The following is a 15,609-nucleotide window of genomic DNA, read 5'->3' on the forward strand; positions in this document are numbered from 1 at the left end:
GGCATGTCGACCAACCCCCACACGCGCGGGGAAAACCCTTCTTCGCAACGCCTCTGCTTCGTGCGCACCCCCTGGAAGGGGTACGGACTTTTCAAGTACCTCCGGCGCTCCTGGCCCGCTTCAAGGATAGCATCCCGAGCCCCATGGACCGTCCGCGGCCTATGCCCTCGAGCATCATCCTTTGGGCTTCGGCCACTGCATCCCGCCCCACTTCAAGCCGCCCCTCAAAGAGCACGGCGTGGAGGGTGTACTTGTGACCGCCTGGCTTCTTGATTTCGAGGGGCACGGTACGAACGGGCACCACCTCGAGCAGCTTCATTGGGGCAAGCCGTTCCCCGAGCCACCGCACCTGCTCCTCAGGGTCGAGAAGCGGCCGTGCGCGCTGCTCATGCCTGCGCACCGCGTTGGCCTCGAGTCGGAAGGCGAAGGAGCCCGGGGTCAGACGCAGCTCGATGCGGCGGGTTTCGGCGTGCCCCAGGCCCCGCTCGAGCACGTAGCTCAGGTCGGGGGTGTAGGGGGTTTGTACGAGGATCACTGCACCGGCCCGGCCGTTCGGGGGCTCGAGGCGCCACAGCAGCCTTCCTTCTCGCCCCTCCCCCTTCAGGGAGTAGGCGATCCGGTGGAGGGCGTAGCGGTCCTCGAGGGCCCGACGGACTTCCTTGGCGTACGGGTTGAGCGTGAGCTTGGTCAGGTAGACGGCGCTCATGCGGTTTCCTCCTGAGTGGGCCGCGCCACGATCTGGTAACGCCTCACGGCTCGCACCCCGATGGTGCGCGGGGTTCCGAACTCCGCCAGTGCCCGCTCCGGGGCGTCATGGACCAGAAGCTCCCCTTCCGGGTCGTCCACGTAGACGTCGACGCTGCGGGATTCGCGCGCCGGGACGATCAGGGGCTCGCTCTCGAGGGCTCCCTCGAGCCCCAACTCCAGCCGCAGTCCCCGGTAGAGCGGGGCGGCGGGGTAGAAGCCCTTCTGCCCCAGGTAGGGCACGAAGTGCGGAGCCTGAAGTGCCTGCGCGAGCTCCTTGAGGGGCGCCCTCTCCCCTTCCAGCCCCACGAGGAACGCGGCGTCCGCGAGGTAGGTGCGCCAGGTCTGGGCGTCCTTGAGGCCGCGCCCCTTGGCCTGGACGACGTTCTTGACCGTCTGGTAGTCCACCTCCAGGACCCCGGGGCGGTCGACTCGAACCCCCATCCGCAGGGCCGTGAGGTCGGCGATGTCGCTGCCGCGCGGACGCCCCAAGGCTCCGGCGAGCAGACCGATCACCCCTGACTTCGTAGGCAACGGTTGGGTCGGCCGGCGCTCGAGGCGCGGCCCCGTGCGCCAGCTTTGCATCGGGCCGTAGAGCTGCACGAGCAGGGTGGCCACGCTACCTCCGGGTCACGGCATTCACGACGTCTTGCATGGCGTCCTCGATCGAGCGGGACGCGACGATGCCGGCGTCGTCGGGAAGCCGCACGTCCAAAGACGGAAGCGCCACCCAGCGCGCCGTGCTCGCGGGCCGGGAGCCGTACATGGTCTCGAGGTCCTGCCAGCGGCGCAGCAAGGCGCGGATGGACGGCAGGGTGTAGCCGCCCTCCCCCGCGGTCACCGGACGGTCGAAGGCGCCGGCCAGGCTGCGGGGTTCCCCGGCGTGGGCGACCAACAGTACCGCCTCCGGCAGGGTGTAGGCGGCGTGCGACGATTGCATCCCGCCCGGCAGCTCCTTGACGAAGGCCTCGACGAAGGCCTTCAGAAACTCCGCGGCCAAGGCCTGGTCGCCCTCGAGGCCCCGCACGAGCTCGGTGTAGTCGACGGCGGCGTAGCGGTAGAGGGTGGCCGCCGAGTAGCTGCGCTCGCCGATCATGCCTGCGGTCGCCTCGCCGTCCGCGGCCAGGTCGTCGCTGGTGATGAAGTAGTCGCTCTCGGGGTAGGCGGCGTGGGTCGAGAAAGCGTGCGCCACGTGCGCGGCGGCGTTGACGTTCCCCTCCGGGAGGCTGGCCATCATCCGCCCGAAGAGTGCGATGTCGCCCGCTTTCGCCTTGAGGAGGAGCCGCTGCACCTCGTCGACCAACCCCTTGGGCAAGGACTTCTTGGCGGGCGCCTTCTTACCGCCCTCCTCGGCCTTGACCTGGGCCTCGCGGTTGGCCATGATCGTCTGCTCGATGGTCCCCCAGTTCGCCCTCAGCAGCTCGGCGAGCTCCTCGACCTGCCCCCACGACAGAAAGATGAGGGTGTCGAGGACGCCCTTCTTGAGCTTGAAGCCCACGAGTTCGAGGGCCTCCTCGAGGACCCCCAGCTCGACGTCGGGCAGGTGTTCGGTCAGGGCCCGGGCGAGCTGGCGGGTGCGAACACCCAGCTTCGAGCGGTCGAACTGCTCGCGGAAGCGACGGCGCATGGCGTACTTTTGCGACTGCGAGCTCAGGCGGATCCGCGGCACGCCTCCGAAGGTGACTTGCTTGGGGAAGCCGGCGTCGTCGCGGTTCAGGTTGGCGGCGGGGACGGTCTGGATGAGGTGGATTTCCAGTACGTTCATTCGTAGCTCCTCCCTACTTGGTCGGCTGGTCGGCTTTCGCTAGGCGGTAGTAGGTTCGCGCCCAGGCGATGCGGGGGTCGGGGTTTCTTCTGGTTTCGATGCGCTCGAGGTCCGCGAACAGGTAGCCGTAGTCGAAGCCCTGGTCAGCGGTCTTGAGCCTGCGTACCATCTGGCGCAACAGTTCGGGCAGGACGGACCACTCGGCAACGAGCAGCCGCTCCATCCGCCGGTCGAGGGCCTCGTCGCGCCCCAGACGCCTCACGGCCTCGGCGAACGGCACCAAGGGTTCGTGAGCGGGATGGTAGGCGAAGAGAACCGCGACGACGAAGGGGGAGCGCAGCGGGCCGAGGGCGCTCTCCCCCGCCCAGCCGGCCAAGTGCTTGATTGCGGTGACGTCTTCGTGGGCGGTCGCGGGCGCCACCCGACGCAGTTCAGCCAGCGCGCGCGGGCGGGCCTTCAGCCCGAGAAGGTAATTGGCGAAGGGGTGTTCAGGCATGCGAGACCTCCTTGGGGTTGCGGGCGAGGGGGCGGAGCCGGTTCGCCAGCAGGGCCAGGATACGGGGGTGGTTGGCGTAGGGCACGGCTAGGGCCTCCTCCACCCGGCGCAGCGCCGTGGCCAGGACGTCGGGAGCGTCCCCCGACCCCGCCGTGTACGCCTCGAAGACCGCATTCCAGTACGGAGCCAGGGGGTTGAGCGTGCGGTAGCGCGCGGCCACCTGGCTGTTCGACCAGTGCGGGTGCGCCTCGTGGAGCACGTGGAAGACTACCTTCCGCGCGGCTTCGGCGGTTTCTTCGGCCGCCTCGAGCAGGGCGAGGGTGGCTTCGCCGGGGAGCGCGCTCGCGCGCAGCTGCTCGAGCCGGTGTCCGAGGACCTTCGCCGGCCGCTTGGGGTCGGTGAGGAGGGCGCCGACCGCGACGTAGCGCGGCAACTCCCCGGTGAGGGCGAGGGCGTGGCGCAGGGTCGAGGGGTACCGCGCCCCCTCCCCTACCGGCAGGGCGGCGAGCAAGTCGAACGCCGCTTCGCGCTCGGGGTCGAGCCGGTGGGGTACGCGGCCCTGGGTGCGGTGCTCGGTCCAGGCCAGCATGGGGTCGTTGGGAAGGTCATCGTAGCGCCACCCCGCAGCGTAGCGCACCTGGGCGTAGCGGCCGCCGGGGGTGGGGATCAGGCGAACGGCGCGCGAGAGGTAGGTGTACGCCGTGGCCGGACCCAGGGGCTGGACGCGGGTGCGGTAGGCCTCGACGTCGGCCGCCGTGGGCTGGGGACGTTCCCAGAACGGAAGGTCGGCGGGCTCGCTGGGGCCGGCCAGGTTGAGCAGCAGGGTGCGGGCAAGGGTCTCCCCCACCGCGTGGAACTGAGCGAAGCGCGCGCTGGGGGCGTCGAGAACCGACGTAACCCCGTTGCGGTTAAGCAAGCCCCCGACGGCGAAGGTCTGGTGGGCGAGGAGGGTGCGCGCGGCTTGGGCCGGCGAGAGGGGCGGGGGGTCGCTATCCGGGCGGCCGGTGAGCAACGGCCAGCCTCCCTGCGGCAGGTCGGCGGTGAGTACGGTGATCGCGGTCGGGGTCGTCTCCACGTCGGGAACTTGCAGGAAGGGGGTATCGCCCTCGAGGGCGAAGCGCTCGCGGTGCTCGTTCAGGTAGGTCCCGATCGCGTCCGCGGGCAACCGGCCTTCGCGGTAGAGCCGTTGCAGGTCGGCGAGGTCGCGCCCAGGGGTAAGGACCCGGTAGAGGATCGCAAGCAAAAGCCGCAGCACGGCCATGTGCTCGAGGGGGTGGGCTAGCGCGAGGCCCCGGAACTCGTGAGCCCGCTCGAGGGCCTCCAAAAGCCCCACTTCCCGGGGTGAACCCGAGGTCGGGAGTATCGGTATCCAGGCATCCGTAATCAGATTGAACGCGCCGGTGTTCTTCATGTTTATTCCTTGATTCGCCTCACTTCAAGACTCTTCGCCCGAGCCGAATCCATCATCGCATGAGTCGATTCGCCCCTTGGGCTCATTACTGCCTCTAGATCTTGGGCAGGGTGATGCCCCGCTGGCCCTGGTACTTGCCGCCGCGGCTCTTGTAGGTGACCTCCGGGGTCTCGCCCTCGAAGAAGAGGAGCTGGACGATGCCCTCGCCGGCATAGACGCGGGCGGGCAGCGGGGTGGTGTTGGAGATCTCCAGGGTGACGTGGCCTTCCCAGCCCGGTTCCAGCGGGGTGACGTTGGCCACGATGCCGCAACGGGCGTAGGTGGACTTGCCCAGCGCGATGGCGATCACGTTTTCGGGCATGCGGATGTACTCGATCGAGCGGGTGAGCGCGAAGGAGTTGGGCGGGATCAGGACCTCGTCGGCCTCGATCTCCACGAAGCTCTGAGGGTCGAAGGCCTTGGGGTCGACCACGGCGCCGTAGGCGTTGGTGAAGACCTTCCACTCGGGCGCGGCGCGCAGGTCGTAACCGAACGAGCTGAGGCCGTAGGAGATCACGCCTTCCCGCACCAGGTTTTCCTCGAAAGGCTCGATCATGCCGTGTTCCCGGGCCATCCGCCGGATCCACCGGTCGGGTTTAATCATCACCCGGCCTCCTTCCTCCTAGGGTTTCCTGAAGCCTTCGACCAAAAGCTCTTCGTTGGGCGATAAGGGCAGAAACGGCCACCGGCATGTTGCCACCCTCGGGGATGTCGCCGGCACGCTCTCGCCCTTTGGATTTCGTGAGGGCCAGCTCGGCTGCCATGGACCAACAGTAGCGAAAGGCTCGCGTGGAATGGGAGAAAAATAAAAAGGCCCCTAGGCGTGGTAGGGGCTCGAGGTTAGGTGACTGCTCGGATAAGCTGACCCATTTTTGACTTCGGATGGGAATCGCCCACGCCGCGATCCTGGATTCAGGGTAGCGGGTTCGGTGCGCGGGCTGGGGGGCAAAACGGGGTAACTCGTTTTGAGCCAACAAGGAGCGGGGCGGCGCGGCGCCCCGGGAAAGCAATATTCGCGCAAGCGTGGACCTTGTACCTGACTCCTCCGCGCAGGAGTGCCGCCAATGGCTTCACGATCGGCGCCGCGAAGCCCTGATTGCAGGAACCGACGCGCCGGCGCGCGGCGCCGTCGTCCTCCATGGTAGTGCGCCGCGCGCCGGCCGTGGGTTCATCCTGCCTTGAGCAGTTCAGGAAAGAGCACGGCCGCTTCCTTTGGAGGACGTTTCCTTCCTGGCAGCTCGACCCCCTCCTTCTCAAGTTCTCCCACGGTGGGGAGCTCGAGGGGCGCCGAGGGGATGTGACCGGCGCACTGGCGCTTGGGGGGTAGCTCCTTGTTTTCGGGGAGCTTGTTAGCGGACGCGCCCTCGAGACCAAGGGTCGCGATCCGGATCTTGGACGGATCAAAGCTGGTGTCGCGTGCGCCGGCCAAGGCGCGGGCAAGGCTAACGGAGGCCTCGTCGTTCGCCATGGCGTTGAGGCCACCCTCGACCAGGAGCCCTTCAATGGCGTGGCTCGCCTGGGCCTTGGCGGCAAGCAACCCCAGGGCCTTGGTTTGCAGCGTCGCCCGGTAGACGAAGTACACGACCCGAACCGGGTGTTTTTGCCCGATGCGCCAACTTCTGCGAGCGGCCTGCCGAAGCACGTAGACGCTCGGCTCGACCTGGTAGTAGACGAGCGTGGGGAAGTCGATGAGGTCGAGGCCCGTCTGCACGAGACGCGGATGCAGGATGAGCACATCGAGGCCCTCTCGCACCGCCTTTTGGATCCAGGCCTCGCGTTTGCGGGCGCTTGCGGTGCTGGAATAGAGCGCCCGCGCGCGAAAGCCGCTCGTGGTCAGAATCCGCTCGAGCCTTCCAGCCAGGTTCCGCTCACCGGTGTTCTGCACGAACACGATGACGCGCCGGCCCCGTGCACGCTCTTGCCTGACGAGCTCGACGAGCTCTTCTTCCTTCGGCAACGTTTCCAGCTCGAGGGGAGGGTGCGCATACTCGTCGGCTACATTGAAACCCTCCGTGGCGGTGTCGATGCTGAACACGCCGGCGTGGAAGTAGGCCCCGAGGAGATGCGGCTCTTTGCGAAGGTCCTTGTCGTCGAACCAGCCCATCAGGGAGTCGTACCACTCCTCCAGAAGCGGGCCCGGGTCGATCTCCCGAACTTCTTCGCCATAGGGCGGCAAGCCTCCGGCCACGTCCGATAGCTTCAGGAAGACGGTGAACGGCAATAAAAAGTAGAGCAGCATTGGGCTCGTGGCCGGGATCTCCTTGGTCCTCAACGCCGTGCGCCCGCGCCGCGTCGTGATCCCGCGGTTTTCCTTGTCGACAACCTCCACACGCTCGACCGCGCCATAGGTCTCGATGAACTTCTTGACCTCGTCGCGCGCGAAGTGCTCGCGGAACGGGCGAACGAAGCGCCACAGGAGGAAGAACAAAGTGGAGGCGTACCCGCCGAAGAGCGTTCCGGTAAGGATCAGCGAGCGCGGTATGGCTTCCGCAAGCATCCCTGCCGCCACGCCCTGGGCGCTGTCCGCCGCCTTGTACTCGTGGGCTTCGTCAAGGATCAGCAGGTCGAAGAACCCCCGCATGCGTCGTTTGACGTACTCCGCGAGCGGGTACTTGACCGAGCCATCCTTGCGACGGGCGCGTTTGGGGTCAGGCGCGTAGAGCGGCTCGCCGCAGCGCGCGCACACGGGGCGTTGCAGCTTGGCGATGCTGGCCGGCCCGGGAATGGCACCGCTCTTCTCGTCCCTGAAGACTTGCCCGCAGCGGATGCAGCGGGGTATACCGCGAGAGAAGTAGATCCCCTGAGGCACGGTGGGAGCCCCGAGCTTGGCGCGCTCCCTGCTCAAGACGACGAAGAGGGGGCGGTCGGAAGGCAGCTTGCGCGCCTGCTCGAGGTCGGTGATGGTCTCCGCAATCACGACCTGCGCCTTCGGGACGGTGGCTTCGATCTCCGCGCGCCACTTCTCTACGAGGTGGGGCGGGCAAAGGACGAGCGTGCGCTCCGAGGCGGCCGCCGCGGTGGCGGCGGCGATGAACGACTTCCCGGAGCCCATCTCCCCTACGACGATCGCCGTTCCGTACGTTTCGAGGGCTCGACGGGCGGCGTGGATCGCGAGCGCTTGGCGCCCGAGCGGCTTCCGGAGCAGCTCGGGCAGTTTGCCCGGTTCACGCACGACCGCAGGGAAAGCACGGTCCACGTGGGAGAGAAGCGCGCTGGCGTACTGCGCCAGGAAGCTGCCGAGGTCCTGGATCTTCATCGGATCTCCTTGAGCTCGTGAGTCTGGAGGTTGAAGGCCTGGATCGTGGATACGTAACGTTCGCGCACGAGCTGGATCTTGCGCTCCCCGTCGTCTTCCGGGGGCAACTCCTCACGGACCTTCTCGACGCGACCGCGCAGCAGCAGCGGCCCCTCGTCGGTGGCCACGACGGTTTCGTTCAGGTGGCCTGCGGCGACCAGCAGGGCGAGGTGTTCGCGGCTCAGCGGAACGAGCGGGGGCATCTTCGCGGGCGCCTCGACGCTGCGGGCACGAGCGCGCAAGCTGTCCCATGCGGGGCTTCGGGCGGCCAGCTTGAGGTAGTCTTCGGGCTCGAGCCCCCGGTCGACGAGCCGTATTGCATCGAGGTCGCCTTTCGGCACCGTGTAGCGCAAAGTACGGGAAAGGGCAACGTGCCTTAGGTCTTGCTCTTCAGGTTCGAGGCGAGGATCTTCGACGATGACGGGGTCCTTGCGCTTCCTGCCCAGGACGACCACCTGGCGAAACGCCCGGTACTCGGGTTCGGGAAAGCGCAGGGCGCGCACTTCCTCGTAGTGGCTGAGCAGCAACCCGGCGGCGGCGGGCAAGGAATACTCCGGAATGATGTAGACCAGCACCCCCTGAGGAACCAGGGCGTCCACGAAACGTTCGAGGAACTCGACCTCGAGGCGCTTCCCGCCGCCCGCGTCATCGTAGGGAGGATTGAGGAAGAGCAACGAGAACCCCGCTGCTTCGAACCCCAGGGCGTTGCCAACGGCCACCTTCTCGACCTTGCCTCGGGCCTTGGTCGCTCGATGTCGGTCGAGCTCGATGCCGTAAGCCTTTACGTAAACCTTGTGCGACTCACCAACCAACCCCGTGAGGGCGCCGAAGGCCTCGCCATCCCCGACGGCGGGGTCGAGGGCGGCCAGGCTCACGTACTCCCCGCTCCATGTCATCGGGGGTAAGACGATCCGGCCGATCCACTCGATTACGCTCAAAGGGGTGGGAAAGAAGCCTGCCTTGACTCGACCAGCGTGCCTCATGCGGCCTCCTGTGCGTGTGCGGGACGCGGCGTTTCCAGCTCTCCGGAACGAAGGGCGTTCGTCAAGAGGTCGAAGAGACCCTTCCGGTTGCGCTGGATTTCTTCACTCTCCACGGCCGTCGCGTAGAACCCCGGGCTCGTTGGTAGCGGGGTCAGGTAATCCAACTCCAACAGGGTCTCGACCCACCACTCTGACCACAAGGGGTGGGTTGGGAAGGGAAGGTGGTCCGAGATCGCGCGGTGGAGTGCGCGCTCGTGCTCGTCTTTCGAACGCCCGAAGGCGACGTGCCCCTCGCTAAACTCCTTAGAGGTCATCAGTACGTGCTGGGCCGTACCTTGGCGGTGAACGATGCTGAGCCCGTAGGCCTTGTCGGTTTGCCAGTGCTCCGTTCCAAGGAACGCCAGTTTGAAAATCTCCCCTTTGTCCGTCAGGGCATGGATCGAGCCACCGGGGATAAAGAGTGCAGATTGGACGGCGCGCACCGCCTCTCGGGGCCCGCTAAGGCTGAGCAGGGCAATGCCGAACTTCGTTTGCTCGTAGGCCGTCGGGTAGAGCGCGAAGGTATCGGAAAATGCAGTCAGGCCCTCGTAGAAGACGCGAAGCGGTGCAGGTGGGGTCGTCATCATGGTTCCTCCTTCGTCGGTTGGGGAGAAATCTGCTTCTTACCGGTCGTCTCGTTCGGAAAGCCGGGCGGCGCATTTCGGCGCGAGAGCGGTCGGCGCTCCTGGAACTTGGGGTCGTTCGTGTCGAACTTCTTCAGAGCGGCAAGGGTGCGTGCGTCCTGGGGGTCCTCGAGGTTGAAGTGCGCCCTTCCTCCGCAGAGGGGGCAGCCGAGTTCGTCAGCGTACGGGTGAAAGTCAAGTTCACGGGGATCTTGCCGCGGTCGCAAACGGGGCAGGTTGCGGTTTGCATGGGACCTCCTTTTTTTGGGGGCAGTTTATTTTATAAAGAAATTGGAAGGAGCTTGACAGGAAGGGCGGGAGGTGATATAGTTGTTCTTGGCTGGGCCCGTAGTCAAATGGGAAGACAGCCGGCTTCAAGGTAATCTGGATTGCTCTGCGTTGAGCACCCCGTTCGAATCGGGGCACCTTGTTCCTAAACTTGAGTCAACCGGCAGGTAGGGGTTCGAATCCCCTCGGGTCCACCAGACGAGACCGCCCGTGCATGCACGGGCGGTCTTTTTATGCCTTTACCCGCCAGATGACGCTGGGAAGCTCTTCGTCCCGTGAAGCGCCCACCAGGATGGGCGGCAGCCAGCGCAGCTCCAGGCGGCGCTCCTCGGGCTTGGAGCGTGGGCCCACCCAGTAGCCGTGCCAGTGGGCGCGGCGGACGTGGGGGCGTTTGGACGTACCCGAAGCGTTGGCTGAGCCGCTTCGGGCGTAGGCTCCCCGGAGTAGGTTGCCGAAACGGACGCCCACGTCCCAGTGGCGCGGCCCGGGAGCGGCGGCGAGCTTGCTCTTTCCCTTGCGCGTGGTCGGCTGCGGGCGATGGGGTTTTTCTGGTTGCCCGGGTTTGGCTGGCCGCACGTCGCCCGATGCGATCAGGTAGAGCAGCAGGGAGACGGCGCGCTTGGCCACCTCGAGGTTGAGTTCGGTACTGCGCTCGTTGAGCTCCTCGAGCGGCGCGCCGTGGGCCTTCTCGAGGGATCGTCGCAGCTCGGGCGACAGCTTGTCGACGTTGGTTATCCCCTCTTCCGCGCCGTAGCGCAGGGAGTCCTCGAGGGTCGGGTGGTCGAGGTGGAGCACCGTACTGATCAGCGCCGCCCCCTCGTTTTCCATGTCCACGTCCCACACCAGGTAAAGCTCGTTGTGGTGGGTGTTCAGGTCGAACTCGAGGAAGGCAAAGAATCCGTGAAGCTGCGCGGCCCCTCGCCAGATGGTGATTCCCGGGGTTTCGATGTAGACCGCCCATTCGGGAAGCTGGCGCAGCGGCTCGAGGGTGATCGGGCCTTCGTATTCCGACGCCCATAGCTCCTCGAAGAGGACGGGGTCGTAGCGGTAGATCCCCTTGGTCATGCGCCACGCCCCCAGGGCGGCGACGCTGGAAACGTCCAGCATTCGTGGGTCCGCGGGGGTTAGAAAGTCTCCCTGGGAAACGACGGCGTAGGCCCCCGCCACGGGCACGTAGACCCAGTTCGGCCAGGAGAGCTCCGGCTTGGAACCGCGCATGGCGCGGAACTTCTGGAGGGTGTCCCAGGCGTGCGGGTACTTCTGGCCGAGCGTTCGCAGCCAGGTTAGAGGGCGTGGCTCGGCTGCTTCCATCGAACTCATCCTAACCGGGGAGGTGGGGTTTGAGGACCGTGAGGGCTTCCTCGCGTTCGCGCGCGCAAAGGGCGTACTTTGTAGCATAGTAGAGCGCTCGGCTGATCAAGGAACGTGCTGCCTCCGTTTGCGGCACCCCGAAGAACGGTCCGTTGACGAGGAAGATGGCGGAGTCGAGTCGGCTCCTCACCTCATGGGTGCAAAAGCGGTCTGAAAGGGCGCGGGCGGTTTGGATGACGCCGTTTTTGTCGAGCGTTGCGGCGTAGGCCCGCGCTGCTGTCTTGAGCTCGTCTTCGTTGGGCTTCACGAGTCCTCCTCTCCTTCTTCCTTGAGGATCTCCTTGAGGAGGCGTTGGAGGTCCGCGGGGTCTAAGACCTTGTTGCCGAGGTCCACGTTCCGGCGAAGCCAGGCCGGACCCTCTTCGATGAAGGCGTGGGCGGCCTGACCCAGATCGCCCCCCTCGAGGAAGGCAAAGTCGAGTGCCTGGGCAATGAGGTCACGCGCGGCTTCGGGGTACGTGTCGCAGAAGTCTCCGCCCAAGAGCTCGAGGGCGGAGTTCAGCATGTCGTTCGCGGTGGAACGGGGCAAGCGGTCAAGCAGGTCGATGATGACGCCTTCGAGGAATGTGTTGTCGAGGCCTCGGACGTATTCGTGGATTCGGCTTCGGGCCTCTCCGAAGGTTTTCGGGTACGGTCGCATTAGATTCTCCCGATGCTAACTCCGAGTTCGGTAAGCCAGTAAGTGCTCCAGTAACACAGGGAGCTGGCCACGGCTTCGCTGGCTTCCTCCGGCGCGTCGCAGGGCAGCGCCCACTCGGCGCTCTTTTCGGGATCGAGAAGGGCCTCGCGTATCTTGAGGAGTTCGGCGATGGCCCGGTGCGCGCGAGCGCGGGCGTGGGCGCCTTCGATGTTTAGTTCGATGTTGTTGGCGACGCGGAGGTCCAGTTCATGTTTCCGCTGCTTGTAGCTCTCGTGGAGCTCCTTGGCTCGGCGAGCAAACTCCTCGTGCTTTTTGAGGGCTTCTTCGGTAGTTTTCGGCCAGGGGAGTTTTGCCCCCAGAAAGGCAAACCCCGCCATATGCAAGGCGCCGTCGATGACGGAGGCAAGCTCCTTGGGGCTTTCAACGAGAGCGAAGTAGGAAGCCGTGGGATTGAGCAGGCAGCACCTTTGCTCCACTTGGTCTCCTTTCCTATCAGCTTAAAGCTCCCCGGTTGATGAGAACGCAACATGCTCCCAACCCGCGGGTCTGTTTAGGTAAAACAAGTTCAGCCCTCCTTTGAGGGGAGGAGGGTGGGTTCTTGAAAAGAAGCGCCGGGAAAGGTCGAGGTTTTCGTGCCCGCCTTTCCCGGCGAGCAAGGAAGCCCCTTTCCCGGCGCCCCCGGGTAAGACCTCACCCGCTACGGGGAGGCGCCGGGAAGGAGGTATGTATGAGGAAGAGGATCAAGAATATTCCCGCCTTCAAGCGGATGTTGCGCAAAGCTGCGCGCAAAGCGCACAGCTTTACGGTCGCTGCCAGTGCCCACGCGGCGCTGTCGGCGGTGCTCAAGGGTCTCTACACCTTTGAGCACGTCTCCCCGGGCGACCGCCCGGGGTACGGGACCGAGGTCCGGGGCACAGCGTACGCTCTGGACCTTGGCGGCCGCACCGCTCTGCTCGTTCACTACAAGCTCGTGGACGAGTGGGGCTCGCTCGATTACAACCACTCCGAGGAAGGGGTCGCGTTGTACGACCCCTTCCTCGGAGAGCTCCGCGTGCTGGCCTACTGGGGCCAGCACGCGGGCAAGCACTCCTTCAAGAGCAAGCTCACGAAGGAGATTGTCGCCCCCAAGGGGTCCCTCTGGGCCTTGGTGGTGAAGGCGACCCATGATGGCCCCCTGGGTAAGGACTGGGAGCTCCGGGTGAAATACCCCGGGGCCCGTTCCCTGCGTCGCCCCCGGCAACTGCGCCGGGGTGCCGCGTAATCCCCTCCCCCCGCGCGAAAGCGCGGGGGCCCCTTTTTCATTCACCCCCGCGCAGTGGCGCGGGGGTTCTTTTTGGTCAGGCCGCCTTGCGCAACCTCGTCGACCCCTCGAGGGCCTCGAGGATCTTCGCCGCGGCCGTCGCGCTACGCTTGAGCGCCTCGAAGAGTTCGGCAGGGTCCTTGGTGTAGCGGCTGAGGTAGTACGCGCTCGCTTCGTCGATCCCATCGAGCTTCAGCGCGTGCCCCACGAGATAGGCGGCGAGCTCCGCCTCCCGCTCGACCTGAGCGGTTTCGGCACCCTCGAGGCTGCGATGCAAGAGGGCGTGCGCGGCTTCGTGCAGCAGCGTATGAAGCCGGACCGCGTCGGGGGCGGCGTAGAGCACTATGCGGTGCTCTTTGGGGTCGTAAGACCCTTTCAGGCGCGGGTGCGAAGTAGGAAGGAGCTTCACCGGGGCGATGGTGTTGTTGACCGCACGAACGGCGCTCCCCAGGTCCACGGCTCCGCTGATGCGCATATCCGGTGTGGGGTAAACCTCCGGGGGTGCGGTGGTCTGGGCGATGTCGAATACCGGCACGGTGATGAAGCCCTTCAGCTCACGCACGTCCTCCTCTCCGTCCCCCCTTTCCCCATCGACCTTCTTCGCAAAGCGGGGAGCGAAGATCCAGATGGCGCGCTCGCCCCGCCTCACCGGGTAGCCTTCCTTTTCCCAGGCGCGGAAGCCCTGAACCCGCGTCGCCGCGGGGTACTGGGCAGCAATCATCACGACGTTGGTTGGGGAAAAGGATCCGCGCAGGTTTACGAGGACCTGTGCTGCGGCCCGGGCAACGATCCCGGCTCCTTCTGTCGCTATCTTTTGGGCGAGGGACGCCGTGAGCGCTTCGAAGCGCTCACGGGTACGCGACTTCTTTTGTTGGCGACGTTTGGGCATGCTTCCTTCCTTAAGCGGTCTCAGCACCACCGACGAACGCTTCTTGCAGTTCCCGCGGCCACGGAATCGCCTTTTCCATGATGGCAGTAAGGGCGCGGTACTTCCTTGTCATTTCCTGCACCGTTTCACACGCTTTGCGAAGAACGTCGGGTTTGTCTGTCAATGGGACGCTGATGACCGGTCCTTCGTGCTCTAGCCTGGGAGCCCTGAAGACTAAATCGCGATGAAGCGCGCCGTAGCAGGCATCGTAGCTGCCACCGCTGTCAGCGAAGAGCTCTACGAGGAGCTTTCCGGCCTTCGTGAGGTTACCAAGGGTTTTGTACTGCTCACCAAGCTGCTCGACCATGGGGTAGTTCCACTCTTCACAGCTTGCGCGGAGGACCTTGCCATCTGGTTCCGCTTCCTGATAACCCGTGCGCTTACGTAACAACTCGAGTTCGCTCTTCAGCGCATTCGCTTCGTCTTCGTCAAGTGGTTCGATGAGCCATAGTTCCCACGTAGCCTGAGTTCGGTCGCCCATGGTTCCTCCTCTTGCCTTTCTTTTTTTGTTCCCCGAAGACAAAACGCCGAAGCCGGGAAGTGGCCCCGTGTACTAGCCGAACGGCATCCTTTTGATGTCATCACGGCCTACCCCAAGAAACGGTAGGCCGTGCGTTGCCGTGCTTCCCCGGCTACGGCCGGGGCTCCCTCTTTTTCAGGGCGTCGATCAGTTCTCCGGGTTTGAAGTCACTGCCGAGGTAGCGGCCCCCGAGTTCCCGAAGCGTACGTTCGAGCTCGCGAGCGTTTTCGAAAACGTACGGGGGGGCGGTGATGAGGGCTTCTCCCCCACCCTCCAGCTCGGTTAGGCGGAAGGGCACGGCATAGTTCACCTCGTGCCCCAGCCCCTTCCTCTTAAGGAAGCGCGGCCAGCCCACGTTCACGAGAGGGGCGACGACGAGGACGCCTGGCCGGTCCGCGTGGTCGGGGACCAAGTGCCCCAGGCGCTCGAGCAGGTAAAACTTGGCCTCCCCGCGGTCCATGTAGACTCGCAGCAGCTCGACCAGGAAGACCTCGCTCGCGATCTGCCCCGCCAGGGCCTCGAGCTCGTGATCGATTCGCTCGGGAACCGCCGGAAGCGGGTGGTCGTGGGGGAGGCCGGCTACGAAACGGACCTCATCCGCCACGTCGGCCTCGAAGTCGTCGAACAGGGCCTGGATTTCCTCGGGGATGGCCTCGATCACCCACGACGCAGCCAGTGCGGCCGCCCGGGCGCGGACTTCCTCGCTGGGCACGCCGGAGATCCTCTTGAGCTTGCCATGGAGCCGCTCGTCGTTGGCGAAGCGCCTCAGCTCGCCCAGGTTACGCGCCGCGCCCAGATGCTCGAGTCCGTCGGGCAGCCCCGGCGCGAGGGTCCCGGAAAAGGCGAGCTGCTTTCCGGGCAAAAGCACGTAGAGGAGGACCGCGGGCGCTTTGGGGTGGTGCAGGAGCAGCGCTGGCCCACCGAAGCAGGCCGAGGCGAGCCGCGGGTCGGCCGACCGCTCGATCGCTTCTCGCGCGTCGCCGGTCAGATAGACCTCGAAGCGGTTCCGCTCGAAGAACTTGAGCGCGGCCAGGGCGTTCGCGAGGATCCGCACCGCGTAGGGGCCTTCGGGGCTGAAGCAGGGCGGCAGTTTCCGACCAAGGCGCTCGGCCTCGGCTGGCTCGAGTCCGGCGATGCGGGCGGCGGGCAGTAGGAGTTCTTGGTTCAA

17 protein-coding genes and 1 tRNA gene are annotated in these 15,609 nt (G+C 65.7%); 2 read left to right on the top strand and 16 right to left on the bottom strand.

The genetic code is table 11. The features are described from left to right. Window positions 1-91 precede the first annotated feature (91 nt). From cas6e to OCEPR_RS11365, 9 genes are all read right to left on the bottom strand, one after another. A complete protein-coding gene (gene cas6e, locus OCEPR_RS11325; protein WP_013449676.1) occupies window positions 92-706 on the bottom strand; it encodes a type I-E CRISPR-associated protein Cas6/Cse3/CasE in 615 nt (204 codons plus the stop codon). After that, the gene (gene cas5e, locus OCEPR_RS11330) at window positions 703-1,362 is read right to left on the bottom strand and encodes a type I-E CRISPR-associated protein Cas5/CasD (RefSeq protein ID WP_013449677.1); all 660 of its coding nucleotides are present in this window, start codon (window positions 1,360-1,362) and stop codon (window positions 703-705) included. Before cas5e ends, cas6e begins: the two co-directional genes overlap by 4 nt. A 1-nt stretch (window position 1,363) precedes the next feature. Continuing rightward, on the bottom strand, window positions 1,364-2,509 hold the full coding sequence (gene cas7e, locus OCEPR_RS11335; protein WP_013449678.1) for a type I-E CRISPR-associated protein Cas7/Cse4/CasC: 1,146 nt from the start codon (window positions 2,507-2,509) through the stop codon (window positions 1,364-1,366). Window positions 2,510-2,522: 13 nt separating this feature from the next. Further along, window positions 2,523-3,005: a type I-E CRISPR-associated protein Cse2/CasB gene (casB, locus tag OCEPR_RS11340; RefSeq protein WP_013449679.1), complete on the bottom strand. Its 483-nt coding sequence runs from the start codon at window positions 3,003-3,005 to the stop codon at window positions 2,523-2,525. Next, window positions 2,998-4,416 (bottom strand): type I-E CRISPR-associated protein Cse1/CasA, encoded by a 1,419-nt coding sequence (casA, locus tag OCEPR_RS12390; RefSeq protein WP_013449680.1) that lies wholly within the window; start codon window positions 4,414-4,416, stop codon window positions 2,998-3,000. Before casA ends, casB begins: the two co-directional genes overlap by 8 nt. Window positions 4,417-4,510: 94 nt before the next feature. Then, window positions 4,511-5,059: a dCTP deaminase gene (dcd, locus tag OCEPR_RS11350; RefSeq protein ID WP_013449681.1), complete on the bottom strand. Its 549-nt coding sequence runs from the start codon at window positions 5,057-5,059 to the stop codon at window positions 4,511-4,513. A 564-nt stretch (window positions 5,060-5,623) separates the two neighbouring features. Next, window positions 5,624-7,711, bottom strand: coding sequence for a helicase-related protein (locus tag OCEPR_RS11355; RefSeq protein ID WP_013449682.1), 2,088 nt, complete (start codon window positions 7,709-7,711; stop codon window positions 5,624-5,626). Beyond that, window positions 7,708-8,733 (bottom strand): DUF6094 domain-containing protein, encoded by a 1,026-nt coding sequence (locus OCEPR_RS11360; protein ID WP_013449683.1) that lies wholly within the window; start codon window positions 8,731-8,733, stop codon window positions 7,708-7,710. Before OCEPR_RS11360 ends, OCEPR_RS11355 begins: the two co-directional genes overlap by 4 nt. Next, complete coding sequence (locus OCEPR_RS11365; RefSeq protein WP_013449684.1) at window positions 8,730-9,359, bottom strand: hypothetical protein; 630 nt, start codon at window positions 9,357-9,359, stop codon at window positions 8,730-8,732. Before OCEPR_RS11365 ends, OCEPR_RS11360 begins: the two co-directional genes overlap by 4 nt. A 378-nt stretch (window positions 9,360-9,737) precedes the next feature. Here OCEPR_RS11365 and OCEPR_RS12910 point away from each other — a divergent pair. Further along, window positions 9,738-9,880, top strand: a tRNA-OTHER gene (locus OCEPR_RS12910). A gap of 34 nt (window positions 9,881-9,914) precedes the next feature. Here the strand turns inward: OCEPR_RS12910 and OCEPR_RS11370 are convergent. From OCEPR_RS11370 to OCEPR_RS11380, 4 genes are read right to left on the bottom strand one after another with little or no spacing between them, the layout of a single operon-like run. Continuing rightward, window positions 9,915-10,994 (bottom strand): AcrVA2 family anti-CRISPR protein, encoded by a 1,080-nt coding sequence (locus tag OCEPR_RS11370; RefSeq protein ID WP_013449685.1) that lies wholly within the window; start codon window positions 10,992-10,994, stop codon window positions 9,915-9,917. A gap of 10 nt (window positions 10,995-11,004) precedes the next feature. Continuing rightward, complete coding sequence (locus OCEPR_RS12665) at window positions 11,005-11,301, bottom strand: hypothetical protein (RefSeq protein ID WP_013449686.1); 297 nt, start codon at window positions 11,299-11,301, stop codon at window positions 11,005-11,007. Beyond that, window positions 11,298-11,693, bottom strand: coding sequence for a hypothetical protein (locus OCEPR_RS11375; protein ID WP_013449687.1), 396 nt, complete (start codon window positions 11,691-11,693; stop codon window positions 11,298-11,300). Before OCEPR_RS11375 ends, OCEPR_RS12665 begins: the two co-directional genes overlap by 4 nt. Beyond that, window positions 11,693-12,169, bottom strand: a complete 477-nt coding sequence (locus OCEPR_RS11380; RefSeq protein ID WP_013449688.1) for a hypothetical protein — start codon at window positions 12,167-12,169, stop codon at window positions 11,693-11,695. Before OCEPR_RS11380 ends, OCEPR_RS11375 begins: the two co-directional genes overlap by 1 nt. A gap of 251 nt (window positions 12,170-12,420) precedes the next feature. Between OCEPR_RS11380 and OCEPR_RS11385 the strand changes: the two genes are divergently transcribed. Beyond that, window positions 12,421-12,954: a hypothetical protein gene (locus OCEPR_RS11385; RefSeq protein WP_013449689.1), complete on the top strand. Its 534-nt coding sequence runs from the start codon at window positions 12,421-12,423 to the stop codon at window positions 12,952-12,954. Window positions 12,955-13,030: 76 nt separating this feature from the next. Here OCEPR_RS11385 and OCEPR_RS11390 read toward each other — a convergent pair whose 3' ends face one another. From OCEPR_RS11390 to OCEPR_RS11400, 3 genes are all read right to left on the bottom strand, one after another. After that, entirely contained in the window at window positions 13,031-13,882 is an 852-nt protein-coding gene (locus OCEPR_RS11390) for an ArdC-like ssDNA-binding domain-containing protein (protein WP_013449690.1), read from the bottom strand. Window positions 13,883-13,892: 10 nt separating this feature from the next. Continuing rightward, window positions 13,893-14,402 carry a hypothetical protein gene (locus tag OCEPR_RS12670; RefSeq protein ID WP_013449691.1) on the bottom strand — a complete coding sequence of 170 codons (510 nt, stop codon included), beginning with the start codon at window positions 14,400-14,402 and terminating at the stop codon, window positions 13,893-13,895. 151 nt (window positions 14,403-14,553) lie between these two features. Continuing rightward, entirely contained in the window at window positions 14,554-15,609 is a 1,056-nt protein-coding gene (locus OCEPR_RS11400) for a hypothetical protein (RefSeq protein WP_013449692.1), read from the bottom strand.

This window comes from Oceanithermus profundus DSM 14977 (assembly GCF_000183745.1).
In the GTDB taxonomy this organism is placed as follows: Bacteria; Deinococcota; Deinococci; order Deinococcales; family Marinithermaceae; genus Oceanithermus; species Oceanithermus profundus.